Genomic DNA, 16,554 nt, shown 5'->3' with positions numbered 1-16,554 from the left:
TAGTTGAAGATGAGCCGCACCTGGCGGAGCTGCATCGCGAATATATCGAGCAGAATTTCCATTTGCGCGTGGGGGCATCGCCGCGTCGATTGAGCAGGCGTGTAGCCTAATTCGTCAGCATCAGCCGCGGCTGATCCTGCTGGACAACTATCTCCCGGACGGTAAAGGCGTTGAGCTCATCGATAACCCGCTGCTGAAAAGCTATGAGTGTTCGGTGATCTTTATCACCGCCGCCAGCGATATGCAGACGTGCAGCCACGCCATGCGCAGCGGCGCGTTTGACTACCTGATTAAGCCCGTCTTTTTCCAGCGCCTGCACGCCTCTCTGGAGCGGTTTATGCGTTTCATCCACACCGTGCAGCAGGTGAAGGTTCGACCAGCATGCGCTGGATCGCCTGTTTAACCTGCCCGCCGCGGAAGCCTCCATTACGCCGTCGACGAAGGGCATTGAACCCCAAACGCTGGAACGGATTAAAAACCTGTTTGCCGAGCATCCCGACACCGCGATGTCGGTTGAAGAGGTGTGGAAAACGTGGGGATCAGCAAAACCACGGGGCGTCGCTACCTTGAATACTGCGTGGAGAGCGGGTTAATCAGCGTCGAAATGCTGTATGGCAATATTGGTCATCCGCGAAGGTTATACCGCAAAGCGCCCGATAAACCGTAATCCAGAACCGTTCACAGGCTAACGTTCGCGGATTTTATGGTGTTAATTGCTGAAACGACGGCGACAATCACACTTCGGAATCATTGCCCGCTTCTCCCTCTTGTGGGTGAAGCCCGATACGCTATGTTGACAATTAGTTCCTCAAATGTAACTAAAAGGTTAACTATAATGTCGAACACGTTCCGAATTTCTCTGCTTACCGCTACTGTACTGTTCTCTGCTTCTGCACTTTCTGCCCTGCCGCAGGGGTATCCTGCTGAGTATCAAAAAGTTGTTGATGCCGCAACGAAAGAGGCAAGGTTGTTATTTACTCCACCACCGACATCAAGGCCGCTGGGCCGCTGATCCAGGGCTTTGAAAAAACCTACCCGGGCATTAAAGTCGAATACAACGACATGAACAGCACCGAGCTGTACAACCGCTTCATCAGCGAACAGGCCTCCGGCGGCGTGAGCGGCGACGTGGTCTGGAGCTCCTCTATGGACACCGGCCTGAAGCTCGCCACCGACTACGCCATGGAGTATAAATCGCCGGAGCAAAGCCAGCTGCCGAAATGGGCGGTCTGGAAAGATAAGGCTTACGGCACCACCTATGAGCCGGTGGTCTTTATCTACAACAAGCGCCTGATCCCGGCCGGCGACGTGCCGGATTCTCATGCCGCGCTGGCGAAGCTGATTGCCAGCCAGACGGACAAATTCAAGGGCAAAGTCACCACCTACGATATCGAAAAATCGGGTCTGGGCTTTATGCTCTCGGTTCAGGATCACAACGCCGATCCTAATTACTTTAAGACCCTGGCCGACGTCGCCAAAGGTGGCTTATCGGTGCAGTCGTCTACCGGCACCATGATGGAGCGCGTCTCCTCCGGTGAAACCTGATCGGCTTCAACATCCTCGGTTCCTACGCGGAAGCGCGTGCGAAGAACGATCCGTCGCTCGGCATTTCCTATCCAAAAGATTACACCCTGGTGCTGTCGCGCGTGTCGTTCATCAGCCAGCAATCGCAAAACAGCAACGCCGCGAAGCTGTGGCTGGACTATGTGCTGTCTGAACAAGGGCAAAACATTCTGGCCAATCAGGCGGATATTCCCTCCATTCGTAACGATATCGAAGGGAAAACGATATCAACGGCCTGACCAAAATCCTCGGCAACGCGCTGAAGCCAATTCCGGTTGATGAAACGCTGCTGGAATACCTGCAGCCGAAAAAACGCCTGGAGTACATCAAAGAGTGGCGTACCGCCGCCGGTAAATAAGCGTCTGAGCGCGGCGCTGGACGCCGCGCTCCCTTATCGACTGAGTTCGTTTTTCTGGGCTGCAACACCAGGGATACCCCATGAATACATTACGCAGAAAGTGGCAAAGCCTGCCGCGAGGCATCGTCGTGCTGATAACCGCCCTGGTTATCTACACGCCGCTGTCGTTTATCGTGATACAGAGCTTCCTGTCCGCGCCGTTCTTTTCGCCGTCAAAAGAGTGGAGCTTTGAATCATTTGAATTTATTTTCACCGACCCTGATTTTTATAAGGCCCTGAAAAGCGGCTTTATCCTTGCTTTCGGGCTGGTCTTTATCTCCATTCCGCTGGGCGGCGTGCTGGCGTTTCTGATGGTGCGTACCGACCTGCCCGGCCGCCGGTTGATTGAGCCACTGATCCTGGTCCCGATTTTCGTTTCACCGATGGTGCTGGGCTTCGGCTACGTGGTGGCCGCCGGTCCGGTGGGCTTTCTCTCCCAGTGGGCTGAGGCGCTGATTGGCTTTGTGCCGTGGAATATCTACGACATGTCGAGCATTGTGGTCATCGCCGGCCTGACGCACGTCCCGCACGCCTATCTGTATATCTCGTCTGCGCTGCGCAGCGTGGGCTCCGATGTGGAAGAAGCCGCGCGCACCGCGGGCGCGTCGCCCTGGCAGGTCATGACCTCCGTCAGCCTGCCGATGGTGCGTCCGTCCATTCTGTACGCCACCGTGCTGCTGTTCTTCCTCGGGCTGGAAGTGTTCGGCCTGATGCTGGTACTCGGCGACCCGGAAGGCAACATGGTGCTGGCGACCTATCTCTATAAGCTGACGAACAAGATGGGTACCCCATCGTATAACCTGATGGCGGCGGTTGCCGTGGTGCTGATCTGCATCACCATCCCGCTGGTGATGCTCCAGCGTCGCCTGATGCGCACCGCCAACCGCTTCGTCACCATGAAGGGCAAGGCCTCGCAGGCACGCGCGCTGCCGCTGGGTAAATGGCGCTGGGTGGCTGGCGGAGTGATTGCCTTTTGGCTCACCGTCACCATCGGCGTTCCGCTGCTCGGCGTGGTATTGCGCGCGTTTATCTCCAATTGGGGCGTGGGCGTTTCGCTGTGGGACGAGCTTTCACTGAACACCTTCCGCACCATCTGGGCGCAGCCCAACCTGCTGCGCGCCATCGTCAACTCCATGGCGATTGGCGTGATTGGCGGCGCGCTGGCCGTGGTGTGCTACCTGTTTGTCGGCATTGCCATGCACCGCAAGCCGGATAACACCACGCGTTTCCTGGACTACAGCGTGCTGGTGCCGCGCGCCGTGCCTGGCCTGCTGGCGGGTCTGGCGTTCCTGTGGGTGTTCCTGTTCCTGCCGATGTGGCTGGATAACTCGCTGAAATCCGGCTGGCTTTCCGGGTTCGCCTGGACCGACTGGATGCGTGAAAACGTCATCGTCTGGCTGCGTTCGCTGCGCAGCACCATTTTCAGCGTCTGGCTGGCCTATACCGTGGTGTGGATGGCTTACGGGCTGAGGCTTATCTCTTCCACCCTGCTGCAGGTGGGGCCGGAGCTTGAAGAAGCGGCGCGCAGCACCGGGGCGACGCGCGGGCAGATCACCCGCCACGTCACCATTCCGCTCTCCCGCTACGGTCTTATCGGTTCGTGGCTGCTGATGTTCCTGATCTTTGAGCGCGAATATTCAACCGGTGTGTACCTGCTTTCACCCGGCACGGAGACCATCGGCTCGATGCTGGTTTCCCTCTGGGCCGCGGGTGCCATCGATATCGTGGCGGCGCTCTCTTTCATTAACATCCTGCTGGTCGTGGTAGGTCTGGGCATTGCCCTTCGTTTCGGAGTGAAAATACATGATTGAATTAGCGGTTGACGATCTGCACTTAACCTACGGCGACAATCCTGTTTTAAAAGGTGTCTCCATGAACCTGAAGCGCGGCGAAGTGGTCTCCCTGTTAGGCCCCTCCGGCAGCGGTAAAACCACCCTGCTGCGCGCCGTTGCGGGTCTGGAAAAACCGACGCAGGGGTCGATTGTCATTGGCAACAATAAAGTTTACGACGGCACGCCGCGCAGCGAGGTCCCGGCGGAAGAGCGTAACCTGGGGCTGGTGTTCCAGTCCTATGCCCTGTGGCCGCACAAGACCGTGTTTGAGAACGTGGCCTATCCGCTCAAGCTGCGCAAAGTCCCGGCCAAAGAGATCCAGCAGCGCGTGCAGGACGTGCTGGACCAGCTGGGTCTGGGCCATCTTGGCAAACGTCACCCGCACCAGCTCTCCGGTGGGCAGCAGCAGCGCGTGGCGATTGGCCGTGCGCTGGTGTACAACCCGCCGGTGATTTTGCTGGACGAACCGCTCTCTAACCTCGACGCCAAGCTGCGTGAAGAGGCCCGCGTGTTCCTGCGCGAGCTGATTATCAAGCTCGGGCTATCGGCGCTGATGGTGACGCACGACCAGAACGAAGCGATGTCGATTTCCGACCGCATCCTGCTGCTTAACAACGGCAAAATTGAGCAACAGGGCACGCCGCAGGAGATGTACGGCTCGCCGAAAACGCTGTTTACCGCCGAGTTTATGGGCAGCAACAACCGTCTGCACGGCAAGGTCACCGAAGTACGCGACGGCAAAGCGCGTATTGAAGGGAAAGGCTGGGTGCTGTGGGGTCAGGCCGGTGAAGGGGTGCAGAGCGGTGAAGAAGCGACGGCGGTGATCCGCGTCGAGCGCGTGGCGGTGGTTGAGGGACCAGGGGAAAATCAGCTTGAGCTGCCGCTGCTCACCAGCATGTATCTCGGCGACCGCTGGGAGTACCTGTTCCGCACGGTGGGGGATGATTTTGTCATTCGTGCGTATGGGCATGAGGTTCGGGATCCGCAGCACTGCCATCTTTCGCTGCCTGAGAAGCATGTTTGGGTTTTCCCGAAAGGGTAAATGTGAGAGGAAAAGGCTGCGGGATGCGGCCTTTTTTGTTGATGCATGATGTGTTTATTTGGTCAGAAACGACCATCTCATTTAGCTGCTACATTGTGTAGTTCATGCAATGAACCATTATGTTAAGTAGAGCAGAAAACGAACAGAAAAATGCTCTATTGTGGCAAGTTTTCCCTGTTGTGATGACCTATGGGATCAAGTAGTGAAGTGCATTGCTGGGAGTGTCGGCTGTTGGATATTTTGTGAACATTTTGGTTCTTTGCGGAGGGTCTGGGCTGGCGGTCTAGCAGATCACTAACAATTCGGTGACTGATTATTTTCAGCACCAGTGACGAATACTCAATAGTGTAGTTTTCTCATCGTTACCAGTAACATGAATCCACATACTCAAAATCATGTAGAAGAAACCAGCACTCGATCAAATTTTGAATTTTTTTTCTTAATTATTGACATGTCTTCCAGGCCTTACGGTACGAGGACTTAGCCTTTTTTACCCTTTCACAGCCTTAACTTAACGTCAAAATAAACCCTTGTGCACAAAAGAATCATCTCTAAAATATCGACTATGTGGGGCCGCCATTGATTGACCACCCCCACATGTAGTGCTGCGCCTGAATTTTAGGCATAAAAAAACCGGATTCATTTGCATGAACCCGGCTTACAAAGCATGACCAATACGAGTCGCCAAACCCGTATGAATCTTAGCCTTGCCTTCATTTCTGACGGCTTGATTGTGCCAGGCAAAGAGGATCATGTAAACCATAAAATGACGCTCATAAGGAGCATTGCATGACCATTTGTAAACTGTCACACCGTTACAATACTCTTTTCATCAGCTTACCTCACGATCAAGGTGGTGAAGGTCGCCATAAATGTTGCGGCTGCGCTTACGATCAGGGTTACCGTGCAGGCTTGGCTCGTACAGGGCAAGTTTGGGTAGACTTAGCCGCCTTACCTGATAGCCAAGCGGGAACCGTTCGCCACAAAAGTCCTCAAGCAGCGTTCGCTGATGGTTATCGTGTGGTATGCGTGAATCTTACCGTCACGCTGGTTAATGTTGACGAAGGGGCTTCATGCCCCTTCCTTTTTACGGAATAGACCGCCCCAAGTTTTGTAAGATTGACTTTTTCGGTTTGAGATCTCCCCATTCATAACGCCTTATTTGCTCTTATCCATTCCCTCTGTAAAATGTTACTTTTGTTAACATCCTAAGGCCTTCCATGAAAAAAGCTCTCATAATCGCGCTTTCGTTATTCTCCTTACCTGTACTCGCAGAAGAAGATCAGGGGCCTGGAAAATATATTTGTGACATTCGCATATCCAGCCAAGACACAGCTACCAAAATTCTGTCGAGAGCCTCGACTGTTCTTGATAATGAAAATAACTTCATCGTCCAAATGCCCAATGGTGATCAGTTGTATTCCCCTGAACTGGAAAACACTGATGATGGATTAAAACAAAAAGCCGAAAAAGGTGGCGTGACCTTCATTCGCCGTCCAACCTTTGGCGATAGGTTCATTGTGGAAGATGCAAATACAGGGTTCTTCTATAAGATGCGCAACTGTGAGAAGAAATGAGGTAAGTCAGAGAATGAAAAATATAGTATTGGCTGTACTGTGCCTTCTCCCTAGCCTCGCTTTTGCTAACGGATATAAAGTCGTAACGAAAGATGGTGGCAGGTCTTTGACATACTATGCAGGTCAAGTGACTTACTCTCGGCTCGACAAGCAAATAAAATGTACCTTTAAAAGTTCATCCAAAGGCATTGATCAGGAAGGGAATGCCTACAATGCAGACGGTTTTGTTGCACGAAAGATTTATATGTTGTGACTAAGCTCTGGATTGATACAGGAATGAGGGCAATCATTGAGGTTGATCCAAATACCGAAAAAAGATGATGCGCCGCGCGATAAATGCGCCCATTTCCGTGAGATAAATGGCACCGCTGCGGCGTTTCAATATTTGCAAAAGAATTACAATCCTACCGCGTCATCCTTCCTCTGACCATCTACCGGAAAATACCGGTAAAGCGTCGATAACCCCACCCCGTAGATAATAGCCAGCTGCTGGCGGGTATGCCCCATAGTCAATAGCCGTCCAATCTGTTCCCGCTCATGCGGCTTTAATGCGTTGGGCCTTCCTCCTATGCGTCCCTGTGCTCTGGCTGCTGCCAGCCCGGCAAGTGTTCGTTCGACGATCAGCTCACGTTCCATCTCCGCCAGTGCCGACATCACATGGAAAAAGAAGCGCCCCATGGCTGTGCTGGTATCAATACTGTCTGTTAAAGAGCGGAAGTGGGCACCGCGTTCATGCAACTCTGATATCAGTGCGATCAGGTTCTTAACGCTGCGCCCCAGCCTGTCCAGTTTCCACACGACCAGGGTGTCTCCGCTATTAACGCACTTTAAAGCGCGTTTCAGACCGGGGCGGTTGGCAACTTTTCCACTCATACGGTCTTCAAAAATGCGGTCACAGTTTGCGCTTGTGAGTGCATTACGCTGTAAATCGCTGTTCTGGTCGATTGTTGATACGCGGATATAACCAATGACGGCCATCAATTCTCCTCCTCTATGTCGCGGTGGGAGGATTTTTACAGATTTCGCTATGTGTAACCGCTTTTCCAAAAACCTTGGTTTAGGGGAAGCAGCCAAACGCGAAGTAGGGACTGGTGCTAACCAGATTCCTGATATGTCTGGGTTCACAAGAAACCTGGTAAATAATGGTTGGCAAAAATTTCCAGGTGGACTGGTTATTCAATGGGGTATGGGAGGTATGCCCGCTGGAGTGCTCACAGGCGATGTAACATTCCCTATAGCTTTTCCATCAACTGTATTTGCCATCCTTGCCACAGATACAGGCGGAGCCAGCGTTCCCTACGGCACAACCAACCGTAGCAAAACCGGATTCACTTTGACGCGTACCTCAAATTCTGGCGCGGGCAATGTGAATGGATTTTATCTGGCGATAGGACAATAAAGATGAATTACATATACTCCGCAATAAATAACTCTTTTTACCCTTCCAGTATGAAAGATGATTATCAACGAGCCGATACATGGCCCGACGATGCTGTCGAAGTCGATGATAATATTTACCTTGAATTTACTGCTGAGCCGCCAGAAGGGAAGATGCGTATCGCGGGTGAAAACGGGTTGCCAGTTTGGGGCGATTTAACACCGCCGACACGCGAAGAAATGATTAAGGCAGCGGAACAGCAACAGCAGCAACTGATTGATTCCGCGATGCAGTCAGTCAGCGTTATCCAACTCAAATTGCAGGCTGGTCGAATACTGACTGACTCGGAAAAAGCAAAGCTGAACGCAATTCTGGACTACATCGACGCGGTGACAGCGGTTAACACCACCAACGCGCCGAATGTAGACTGGCCTACACTTCCGGCTGAGTAGGCCATTTGATATCTGACCCGGTTCCCGGGTCAATATTTTGAAGTTCCCTGATGTAGGCTATCCAGAGTATCAGGCTAGTCTTGTCTTCATCACTGATGATGCCCAGTTGTAATTCAGTCTGCCAAATATTGATCGTTGATTTAGCATCTGCCAGCAACGCAGCTTTTCGTTGTGCTGCTGCTTCAGCTTCCTCCTCGGGAGTTAAGGGGGGAAGATCAATCCATATCGGGTATCCATCTTCTGCAATGCCTCTCTCTTTTCCTTCAGGTGGTGTCCCCGAATACTCCATAAACACATTATCGCTTACTTCGATTAAATCATCAGGGAGAGTCCCTGCGGTGAGATAGTCATTTTTCAACGCAACGGGATAAAAGGCGTTATTTTCTGGACTAAACCAATAATTCATATTTTTTCTCGGCTAATAGTTAGTAACCAATGGCGAAGATAAATCCCTGTAAGTCTGTGGTAGCAGCTGGATCTGATTTTATGGCTACCCCACCAACTCGCACTGTTGCGGCAGTTTTGGAGGTTCCATTCGCCGTTGCCGTTTCCACAAGGGTTTCGCCTGAGTCCATTGGAGTAGCATTTACAATCAGGGCTGCGTTAGGGAAAGATATGGGATAGTTAAACGCAGTTACACCGTCGTATCCTTTGACCGCTGCTCCGCTATTCAAAGTTGCTGTGAGAGCTACTTTTCCCCATTGCAAAATGACAGATGCGCCTCCGGCGATTGGGATTTTTAACCACCCGGAAGCACTCAATGAACCTGTAGCAGCCGCCATCTTTGCCGCTTCCCCTAAACCAAGGTTTTTGACAAAGAGCGCCGGGTCAGGAATATCTGCGCCGTTCTGGTCTTTGGCCAGCTTCTCCGCCAGTTTGTTAAGCACCGTGGTCGCAAAATTCGGATCGTTACCGAGGGCATCCGCCAGCTCTTTAAGCGTATCCAGCGTCTCAGGGGCGCTGCCTGCAAGCGCCGCAAGTGCTTTGGCTACAAACTCTGTCGTCGCCAGCTTCTTGCTGTTATCGCTATTCGCAGGCGTGGGCGCTGTTGGCGTGCCGGTGAATGTCGGGCTGGCTTTCGGCGCGTACTGGGTATGCGGGTCAGCTGCCGCGATATGTGCAGCCAGGTCTGTTCCGCTTTTTTCGACCTTCTGTCTGAGGTATGACGTGCGGCTGGCCAGTTGTTTAGCCTGACGGTTAGAAATTCCGTCAGGCCCGCCCAGAACGGGGTCAGAGACCTCAATCTGGTAGATGCCTTCTTCCCACTGTGGGGTTTCAGGTAGGTTTGCCATAATTAACTGCTCCCGTGGTTATAGCTACCGTCATAGTTGACGGTGTTGTTGTAGCGAATGGCGACAGACTGATACTCCAGGCTCGCCAGATGGCAGCGGGCCGGAGCAAAAGCAGCGAGCGTCTGACGTAAAAGTGCTGCCTGATCGTTAGTGATGGGCTGTTGAAGGATGACGCGATAGACCGCCCAGGCTTCCACATCGCCGTGGACAAAAAGCCCGTTGTAAGTGTGTTTGCCGTCGTAGCCGATCTGGCCAGTGCCTTCAATCAGATCCACTTCGCCGAAGCCGAAACGGCGGATGATTTCCCGGATTGACCACGGCGTCCCTTTGTAGCGGTGCAGCTCGATAGCGGATTTGATAAGCATGCGGCGTACATCGTCCGACTCCGCCAGCTCCCAGCCATCGCCGAACAGTGAGAACTGCTCGCCCAGCCATGGCAGCGCGGAACTGTCGACAATATCGACGAGATAGACCATCAGTACGCTCAGGTCGATGTTATCCAGCCGCCCGGCCAGTCTTCCCAGCGTTCTGAGGCTGATATCACCCTCAAGCGGTGGCGGAAGTTGTAGCGGCTCAGCCATCGGATACTCCGGTCATATTGAGAGTGATCGCCGTACAGTTTGCCCATTCATTTTCTGCCACCACTTTCAGCACCGGTGTCACCAGTTCGACCTGATACACTCCGGCAACGGACAGCACGCTGATAATCTGACTGGGGACAATATCGCGCCCCAGCGTGGCGGTACGGGACGCTACCCAGTTCTGTATGGCGCTATTGGCGTTGTCCTTTATCGAGTTGGCATCCTGGTCACGATAGATAGTGATGTTGGCTTCAATGGCGTAATCCACCTGCACAGGTGTTTTAGCCCGCACGGTATCAGTGAGCGGCCTGACTTTTTCGTCCGAGCAGAAACTCTCTACCAGCGTAAGGATGCTGTCGTCCGGCAGGCCGGTACTGAGCAGCGGATACAGTTCTACAGTGCCGGGAACCGGGGAGAGCACAGCGACGTCGACGATGTTGGGATGGGCTTGCATGGCATGAAAGCGGTATGCCATACGGCTTCCGGCGTTGGTGAATGACTCCGGGGCCAGTTTGATACGCTCGCGGAGCCTGTCATTGTCTTCCTGCTCTGAACCACCGGAACTGGCCGCCAGATTAGTCACCTGCAGGTCGACGTTATCAATCTCATCGAGCAACTGACTGACCTGCGCAGGCTGCCAGCCGTTGCCAGCGGCTCCCGGCTCGGTACAGGTGGCCGTGGCATTGACCAGCAGCAATCCGGCTTTCAGTACCACGTCCGTATCGGTGGCAAAAATAATGCTGTCGGAAGCGCTGACGCGGGTTCCTGCCGGAATCAGCACATCAATGGCCAGTGCCTCATCCACGGAGAACTGGAGCGTGGTGGTGGCAGGCTGCGCGGCAAGACGGTATACACCGACCAGTTCACCGAGATAATCAATCATCGGCTCACGGGCAAAGGCGACCAGATTCTGTTTGGCCGCTTCCTGCGCCGCCACCCTGACCAGCATTTCGCGGTATGCCCACAGGTCAATCAACAGGCGCTCAGCCTGGGCGGGGTACAGCGTCTTGCCTGTCGCGGCTTCGTACTGAGCAATCATTTCAGCCGTGATTTTGTCGGCATCGCGTTCAATAAAATCGGGTTCTGTCAGCGCCATAAAAGCTCCTGAGTCCGGGGCTGTCCGTCAGAGCCTTTCCAGCTCACCCGGAGCGAAAGATGTTCGCCGTCGACGGCGGGTTTAACCGACATAAGCTGGCAGCGAGGCTCCCAGCGGCGAATGGCATCGACGGATTCGCGCACCACATGCGGAATGGCCCGGTCAATAGGCCAGTCGATATAAAGGTGCAGATTGCTGCCGAACTCCGGGCGATGCGGGTCGCTGCCGCGAGGAGTACGCAGGATGATTTGAATGGCCTGCCAGATATCATCCAGCCCCCGGACGATTTCGCCGGGGGCCTGCAGAGCCGGTTGCCAGAATACTGAGGTTGTTTTCATGGGGGCAGTATTGCCCCTGTGCGGGAACGCCGATATTAAAGGCGTTTAAGAAGGTCAGTGGGAGTGATGATTGGAGTTCTGGCCGTCAGAGAGCATGCTGCCTGTCGAGTGGGCATTGCCGTTGATTTTAAGGTCGCCGTTCACCGTGGTGGTGTCAGCGGTCAAATCAATAGTTTTCCCCTTCAGGCTGATACCCACCGCAACCTCGATCACCACATGCTCGATACCGCCTTTAACCGTCAGCGTATGGGTCGCGCGGTTATAGCTGAACTCAGCACCATCAGCGTATTTTGTGCCCCGGACATTTTTGTCGCTGAACGGTGGTTTATCGACGTCTGAGTACACCGCGCCCAGAATGACACCATCCTCGCCGTTGGCATCGAGCAGCACCTCAACCTGCTCCCCCACGTCAGGGAGCCAGTAATCCTTGTTATCCTGGGTATTGCGCTGCAGCACGTTAAGCCAGTTAGTGCGCAGGTTATCGCATTCCGGCAAACGAACTCGGGCCTGAACCTTGTCGGCATCGACGGCGCTGACTGTACCGACCTGACGGGTGACACCTGCCATTATTTCTTCTCCTTTATTACCGTGGAGGTGCTGCCGTCCGGTTTATAGACGGTCAGCGTCTGGGTTTTGCCGGTCTTTTTACCTTTCTTCGCCTTGCCCTGCGTGACCGGCCCTCGTGCCACCTCCAGTTCGGTGATGTAGCCGCTGTTACGGTCAAATGCATGGCGGGCAGTGGTTATCAGCCATGGCCCGGATAACTGACCAAAGCCCACCAGTTCAATTTTGTTGCCTGCAGTCAACTGGGGCGTCCCCATCAGCGTCAGGGAGCCGTTCTGCTGGTATTCGTTATGTCTGGCCAGCGCCGAATCTGCTTTAATCCGGGCGCTGTCCGGGTCACTGACGCGGCTGTTGACCTTCAGTGAGTCGGCACTGGTGACCTTACCGCCTTTGGTTTGTTTGTCGCTTTCGCTGGTGCCGCCATCAGCTTCGTAGACGATCAGCTTTTTATCGCTACTCTTCTGGTGTTTTACCTTTGCGGATTTGTAGACGCGGTTGATGGTGTCACGCAGGGAAAAACTGGCCACATCCTGTGGCTTCAACTGTTTTACCGGCTCCTGACCGCGCAGCGTGGCCAGATGAGAGAAAATCAGCTGGTCGCTGACAACTTTTACGGCATAACCATACTCGCTGGCCAGCCGACGCAGGAAGCCCACGTCCGTTTCAGCGTACTGGGTCACCCGGTCAATTTTGATGGACTCAATACTGCCAACCAGCTTCAGCTGATGCTTTTTGGCAATCCGCCCGGCGATGGCCGCCAGCGTGGTGCTCTCGAAACCACGGCTGGATTTTGTCCGCAGGGCGTTGTTGACCGACGTGGCCACGCCCCGGATAGCGACAACAGACGCGGGCGAACTCACCTCGATCTCGTCTATCGAGAACGTACCGCAGGACAGCAGCTTCTCGCCCTGATAACCCATTTTCAGCGTCAGCGTGTCGCCCTTGCCCGGATACCACTTATCCAGCCAGCGACCGTCGGTGTCGTCCAGCTCCACCTCAATGGTATCGGACTCGCTTTTGATGTTATCGCTGTAGGTCACGCGGGTGACATAGGGGGCGATATCGGTGGTGATGTTCTTCTGGAGATACCACAGAGTAAATACCGGACTCAGAACATCGCTGACGCCGGTTAACGCTGATGCGGCCTGTGCAGTGCTGTTCATCTCAGCCATGGGGCAATATCCTCTTCTGTACTGGCTTCTTCAGCCTCGATAACCGGAATCAGTAACAACAACCCGGAGGGCAGCACCGGCGTAATGGCCACGTGCGGATTGACGGCAATTATCCGGGGATAGCCCAGCGGGTCGCCATAGTACTGCCATGCGAGAGAGTCCCAGCGTTCTCCGTCACGGGTGACATGTTCAAGAAACATCACACACTCCTCGCCAGTATTCTGGCTGCCATGGTGCTTAACCCCGGCGACATGCGGGTGAAGGTGGTGCTGGCTGAATTCAGCTGACCAGAGACGGCATCCAGCGATGCTGCGATATTGCTACCGTCAACACCGCTCAGCGAAGACTGCGCCTGCTGCACATACGTGGCCGCATCACTGGTGGCTCTGGCCAGACTGATGGCTTCGGGCATGGATTCGGAGAGCGCATTAAATGCCGGAACGCTTTGACCTAGCGCCCCGGACACGTTGCCCAGACCACTCATCAGACCTGGCACGCGGGTCAGCGCAACGGCTGGGTTATCCTTCATCTTCTGCGCGACCCGAACGGCGCTGATGGTGGTCTGGAGAACGGACTGCGCCTGTTTGGCATAATTGACGCCGTCGCGAACGTACTGCGCCACCCCGGAAGGTGAAGGAACGGCACCGGAGACCGCTCCGACGCCGGGAACCTGCGTGCGTATTGCAGGTGGCTGCAGCGGGTTCTTCGGGTCGCCGATATACTCCCGCAGCGATGCAGTGGCATTGACGGCCAGCACGTTGCCGGTGCTGTCGGTCTGCTCGCTGGTCGCGGTCACGTCGGTAATCACAAACCAGCCGCGATAGTCACCATTGCCGAAAACCAGTGCCAGCGCCTGATGGGCCTTCATGGCCGTTCTCAGTCTCGCCAGCTCCACGTCGGGCACACAATAATGCTGATGGAAGACCAGGCTTATCTGGATTTCGTCCAGCTTGTCGCCGACGAACTGCAGGCCGGGCTTACCCTCTATGCGGGCATGTTCGGCATAATCGACGCCGAACGTTGCCTCGAAACCGTCCCAGTAAGTAATCAGTTCAAACTCAATATCACCCAGTACCGCAAACATTATTCGTACCCCCGACGTTGTTTCTGAGCCAGCAGACGCTCCAGCATTTTCTCCAGTTCATGCAGGCTCATATTCAGTGCGCCGGTCAGCCCGGCAGGCGCTGAGGTTTCTTTGCCATTGAGGAAAAACTGAGGGTTAAAGCTGACCTGAATACCGCCAGATGTTCCGCCACCAGAAGCAGCTGCGCCACGGCCCGAATATCCCGCAGCCATGATTTCCGGCGACGGGATACGGGGAACGTCAGGCGTCATCTCTTCTGCCAGCTTCTGTCCGGCCAGCGCCGCAAGCGGAGTGGTGCGCTGCAGGCCAATAGCGGCACCCTGCACGATATTGTCACCAAAGCCCATAAACACGCGGCTCGGCGAATGGATGCCCAGCTTTTCCTTGAACCAGCCGCCGACACTGTCGCCCATATCTGTGACGGTGGTTTTGAGCGACTCCCATTTGTTTTTGATGCCGTTTATCAGCCCGTCGATAAGATGGCCACCGAAGTCAGTGAACTTCGCGGGCAGATCAACGCCGAGATATTTCAGCGCAGCCGCAAAGGCTTTATAGAGCAGACCAACCGGCGACCAGTTAATCAGCAGCTTACCAATCCCCACGATACCGCCGTTAAAAGCCTCTTTAATGTCAGCCCAGCGCTGTTTGAACCAACTGCTGACAGCCCCCCAGTTACGATAAATAAGATAAGCCGCCGCCGCGACGGCGGTGATGGCAAGACCAATGGGATTCATCAGCAGCGCCCTGCCAATCCAGAGAACGGCACGTCCGGCGATCATAATGCCGCGAACCAGCCCACCTGACAGCACGCCCCCCAGAGTTCTGGCACCTCTGGCGACAGCGCTGAAGCCGGTCACCAGCCAGCGGAGTTTACCGCCTTCACCCAGTGCAAGCGTCAGACGAAGCCAGTTGGTTCGCAATAAAATGATGTTTTTCCAGACACTGGTGAAAGGAGAGAACAGCAGATTCAGCCCCAGCTTGAGACCGATAGTGGCCATCTTAAAAGCAAGTAATGCACCGACGACTTTGATAGTGCCGCTGACCAGCTGTGGATGCGCCGCAATCCATTTACCAACGCTGTTTATCAGGGGGATGAACGTTTCTCCTAACTGGATCAACGCAGGACGCAGAGACTCGCCAATACTGATAGCCGACTCGTTAAAACCGATCTGCGTTCTACGCCATCGAGCCTCTAGTGTGTCATTTTTTTTCTCGAAATCAGTATTTATAGAGTTCTGCGCTGTTGGACCATTCATATCCTCTTTTATTTTCTGGTAATCCCCCCAGCGTTGCCTCATGGCTAAAAGATGGTTCACTGTTTGGACATCTGTAAATATTGAAGAAAGTCCAAAGGATTCCATTAATGTTTGCTGCGCTTCCCGGTCTCCTCTTGCTCCAGCTTTCTCCCACTGAGATAAGAACTCTTTCCCTTTACTTTTAATAAAACGATCTGCGATAAGAATGGATGCTTCATATTGCGACTTGCCAGCAGAGACGTAGTGGCTCATTGAATCCTGGTAATCAAGGCCAGCATTTGCATAGCGCTTGGCAATATCGCCTCGTCCCATAGATGCTAACCAGTTCCGCATGTTGGTCGCAGCTTCCCCTTCAGAACCGGCCCCCTCGCGACCAACCTCAAGACTTGCGATAATTTGAGATAAGGCTTCTTGTCCAAAAATACCTTTTCCGGCGAATTGCTGGGCCATTTCAGGTAAATATTGCGCCATATCTTTTAATTCAAATCGACCGGCTTTCCCGCCAAATACCGCGCGGTTAAATGCTTTTTCTAACTCTTGATTATCCGTAATACGAAGCGACTCAAAAGCAAGGCTCATTTTGGCTAAATCGTTAATGTCTGCTCCAGACGCTGTCGCTGTTTTTCCTAGCAGACCGCTTTTCCCGGCAGCTTTTAATGGTTCCTGCCCTGCAGCAACGAGGGTACCAATCCCCTCCATTAATGTTTCCTGATACTGGTTAGTTTCCAGAGCCTTTTGCCGAATAATATTACCAATCTGTAGCTCTTGTGATTTATTCAAATCACCAGTAACACCGATATCTCGGAGCTGAGATTCAAAAGAAGCATATTGCTTGACGGATTTTAGAACCGGGGCACCTAGCATCATCGCAATACCGGCGGTTTCAGCCCCCTGAGAATACAGGTCCCTGCGGTTGGCTTTCAGCGCATC

Annotated in this window: 15 protein-coding genes and 3 pseudogenes; 7 read left to right on the top strand and 11 right to left on the bottom strand. The window is 53.9% G+C overall.

Features of this window, described 5'->3' with window-relative positions; translation table 11 throughout:
* The first annotated feature begins 20 nt into the window (after positions 1-20).
* The 5 genes and pseudogenes from ACJ69_RS23660 to ACJ69_RS23640 all read left to right on the top strand — a co-directional run bounded on the left by ACJ69_RS23660 (position 21) and on the right by ACJ69_RS23640 (position 6,411).
* Positions 21-667: pseudogene (locus tag ACJ69_RS23660) on the top strand (response regulator).
* 168 nt (positions 668-835) lie between these two features.
* Positions 836-1,921 (top strand): annotated as a pseudogene (locus tag ACJ69_RS23655) (ABC transporter substrate-binding protein).
* A gap of 80 nt (positions 1,922-2,001) precedes the next feature.
* Positions 2,002-3,771, top strand: a complete 1,770-nt coding sequence (locus ACJ69_RS23650) for an ABC transporter permease (protein ID WP_047646297.1) — start codon at positions 2,002-2,004, stop codon at positions 3,769-3,771.
* Positions 3,764-4,834 carry an ABC transporter ATP-binding protein gene (locus ACJ69_RS23645; RefSeq protein ID WP_023333294.1) on the top strand — a complete coding sequence of 357 codons (1,071 nt, stop codon included), beginning with the start codon at positions 3,764-3,766 and terminating at the stop codon, positions 4,832-4,834. The genes ACJ69_RS23650 and ACJ69_RS23645 overlap by 8 nt, the downstream gene beginning before the upstream one ends.
* Before the next feature lie 1,220 nt (positions 4,835-6,054).
* Positions 6,055-6,411 carry a hypothetical protein gene (locus tag ACJ69_RS23640; RefSeq protein ID WP_044858680.1) on the top strand — a complete coding sequence of 119 codons (357 nt, stop codon included), beginning with the start codon at positions 6,055-6,057 and terminating at the stop codon, positions 6,409-6,411.
* 396 nt (positions 6,412-6,807) lie between these two features.
* On the opposite strand, the gene ACJ69_RS23630 is transcribed toward ACJ69_RS23640, so the two are convergent.
* Positions 6,808-7,389, bottom strand: coding sequence for a recombinase family protein (locus tag ACJ69_RS23630; protein ID WP_054829540.1), 582 nt, complete (start codon positions 7,387-7,389; stop codon positions 6,808-6,810).
* Here ACJ69_RS23630 and ACJ69_RS23625 point away from each other — a divergent pair.
* Positions 7,379-7,810: a gp53-like domain-containing protein gene (locus ACJ69_RS23625; RefSeq protein ID WP_059347905.1), complete on the top strand. Its 432-nt coding sequence runs from the start codon at positions 7,379-7,381 to the stop codon at positions 7,808-7,810. The two genes, ACJ69_RS23630 and ACJ69_RS23625, sit on opposite strands and share 11 nt — an antisense overlap.
* Positions 7,811-7,812: 2 nt before the next feature.
* On the top strand, positions 7,813-8,241 hold the full coding sequence (locus tag ACJ69_RS23620) for a tail fiber assembly protein (protein ID WP_054830437.1): 429 nt from the start codon (positions 7,813-7,815) through the stop codon (positions 8,239-8,241).
* On the opposite strand, the gene ACJ69_RS23615 is transcribed toward ACJ69_RS23620, so the two are convergent.
* The 10 genes and pseudogenes from ACJ69_RS23615 to ACJ69_RS23570 all read right to left on the bottom strand — a co-directional run.
* Positions 8,222-8,647 (bottom strand): tail fiber assembly protein, encoded by a 426-nt coding sequence (locus tag ACJ69_RS23615; protein WP_054830438.1) that lies wholly within the window; start codon positions 8,645-8,647, stop codon positions 8,222-8,224. The two genes, ACJ69_RS23620 and ACJ69_RS23615, sit on opposite strands and share 20 nt — an antisense overlap.
* Positions 8,648-8,666: 19 nt before the next feature.
* On the bottom strand, positions 8,667-9,533 hold the full coding sequence (locus tag ACJ69_RS25865; protein WP_232248663.1) for a gp53-like domain-containing protein: 867 nt from the start codon (positions 9,531-9,533) through the stop codon (positions 8,667-8,669).
* 2 nt (positions 9,534-9,535) lie between these two features.
* The gene (locus ACJ69_RS23605; protein WP_032636409.1) at positions 9,536-10,114 is read right to left on the bottom strand and encodes a phage tail protein I; all 579 of its coding nucleotides are present in this window, start codon (positions 10,112-10,114) and stop codon (positions 9,536-9,538) included.
* A complete protein-coding gene (locus ACJ69_RS23600) occupies positions 10,107-11,210 on the bottom strand; it encodes a baseplate assembly protein (RefSeq protein ID WP_006122457.1) in 1,104 nt (367 codons plus the stop codon). The genes ACJ69_RS23605 and ACJ69_RS23600 overlap by 8 nt, the downstream gene beginning before the upstream one ends.
* Positions 11,201-11,548: a GPW/gp25 family protein gene (locus ACJ69_RS23595; RefSeq protein WP_054830057.1), complete on the bottom strand. Its 348-nt coding sequence runs from the start codon at positions 11,546-11,548 to the stop codon at positions 11,201-11,203. The genes ACJ69_RS23600 and ACJ69_RS23595 overlap by 10 nt, the downstream gene beginning before the upstream one ends.
* Before the next feature lie 54 nt (positions 11,549-11,602).
* Positions 11,603-12,115, bottom strand: a complete 513-nt coding sequence (locus ACJ69_RS23590; RefSeq protein WP_059347726.1) for a phage baseplate assembly protein V — start codon at positions 12,113-12,115, stop codon at positions 11,603-11,605.
* Entirely contained in the window at positions 12,115-13,284 is a 1,170-nt protein-coding gene (locus ACJ69_RS23585; protein ID WP_059347904.1) for a phage late control D family protein, read from the bottom strand. Before ACJ69_RS23585 ends, ACJ69_RS23590 begins: the two co-directional genes overlap by 1 nt.
* Complete coding sequence (locus ACJ69_RS23580; protein ID WP_054830058.1) at positions 13,272-13,484, bottom strand: tail protein X; 213 nt, start codon at positions 13,482-13,484, stop codon at positions 13,272-13,274. The genes ACJ69_RS23585 and ACJ69_RS23580 overlap by 13 nt, the downstream gene beginning before the upstream one ends.
* Positions 13,484-14,368 (bottom strand): phage tail protein, encoded by an 885-nt coding sequence (locus ACJ69_RS23575; RefSeq protein ID WP_059347902.1) that lies wholly within the window; start codon positions 14,366-14,368, stop codon positions 13,484-13,486. Before ACJ69_RS23575 ends, ACJ69_RS23580 begins: the two co-directional genes overlap by 1 nt.
* Positions 14,368-16,554 (bottom strand): annotated as a pseudogene (locus ACJ69_RS23570) (phage tail tape measure protein); the annotation flags it as partial. The pseudogene ACJ69_RS23570 and the gene ACJ69_RS23575, both read right to left, overlap by 1 nt.

It is taken from the genome of Enterobacter asburiae, assembly GCF_001521715.1.
GTDB classification, from domain to species: domain Bacteria; phylum Pseudomonadota; class Gammaproteobacteria; order Enterobacterales; family Enterobacteriaceae; genus Enterobacter; species Enterobacter asburiae.
Note: the sequence above shows the minus strand (reverse complement) of the source record. Positions and strands in the feature narration are given on the sequence as shown.

Coding starts and splice junctions, on each gene's coding strand:
- ACJ69_RS23650 (WP_047646297.1), top strand. CDS start 2,002: ATGAATACATTACGCAGAAAGTGGCAAAGCCTGCCGCGAGGCATCGTC.
- ACJ69_RS23645 (WP_023333294.1), top strand. CDS start 3,764: ATGATTGAATTAGCGGTTGACGATCTGCACTTAACCTACGGCGACAAT.
- ACJ69_RS23640 (WP_044858680.1), top strand. CDS start 6,055: ATGAAAAAAGCTCTCATAATCGCGCTTTCGTTATTCTCCTTACCTGTA.
- ACJ69_RS23625 (WP_059347905.1), top strand. CDS start 7,379: ATGACGGCCATCAATTCTCCTCCTCTATGTCGCGGTGGGAGGATTTTT.
- ACJ69_RS23630 (WP_054829540.1), bottom strand. CDS start 7,389: ATGGCCGTCATTGGTTATATCCGCGTATCAACAATCGACCAGAACAGC.
- ACJ69_RS23620 (WP_054830437.1), top strand. CDS start 7,813: ATGAATTACATATACTCCGCAATAAATAACTCTTTTTACCCTTCCAGT.
- ACJ69_RS23615 (WP_054830438.1), bottom strand. CDS start 8,647: ATGAATTATTGGTTTAGTCCAGAAAATAACGCCTTTTATCCCGTTGCG.
- ACJ69_RS25865 (WP_232248663.1), bottom strand. CDS start 9,533: ATGGCAAACCTACCTGAAACCCCACAGTGGGAAGAAGGCATCTACCAG.
- ACJ69_RS23605 (WP_032636409.1), bottom strand. CDS start 10,114: ATGGCTGAGCCGCTACAACTTCCGCCACCGCTTGAGGGTGATATCAGC.
- ACJ69_RS23600 (WP_006122457.1), bottom strand. CDS start 11,210: ATGGCGCTGACAGAACCCGATTTTATTGAACGCGATGCCGACAAAATC.
- ACJ69_RS23595 (WP_054830057.1), bottom strand. CDS start 11,548: ATGAAAACAACCTCAGTATTCTGGCAACCGGCTCTGCAGGCCCCCGGC.
- ACJ69_RS23590 (WP_059347726.1), bottom strand. CDS start 12,115: ATGGCAGGTGTCACCCGTCAGGTCGGTACAGTCAGCGCCGTCGATGCC.
- ACJ69_RS23585 (WP_059347904.1), bottom strand. CDS start 13,284: ATGGCTGAGATGAACAGCACTGCACAGGCCGCATCAGCGTTAACCGGC.
- ACJ69_RS23580 (WP_054830058.1), bottom strand. CDS start 13,484: ATGTTTCTTGAACATGTCACCCGTGACGGAGAACGCTGGGACTCTCTC.
- ACJ69_RS23575 (WP_059347902.1), bottom strand. CDS start 14,368: ATGTTTGCGGTACTGGGTGATATTGAGTTTGAACTGATTACTTACTGG.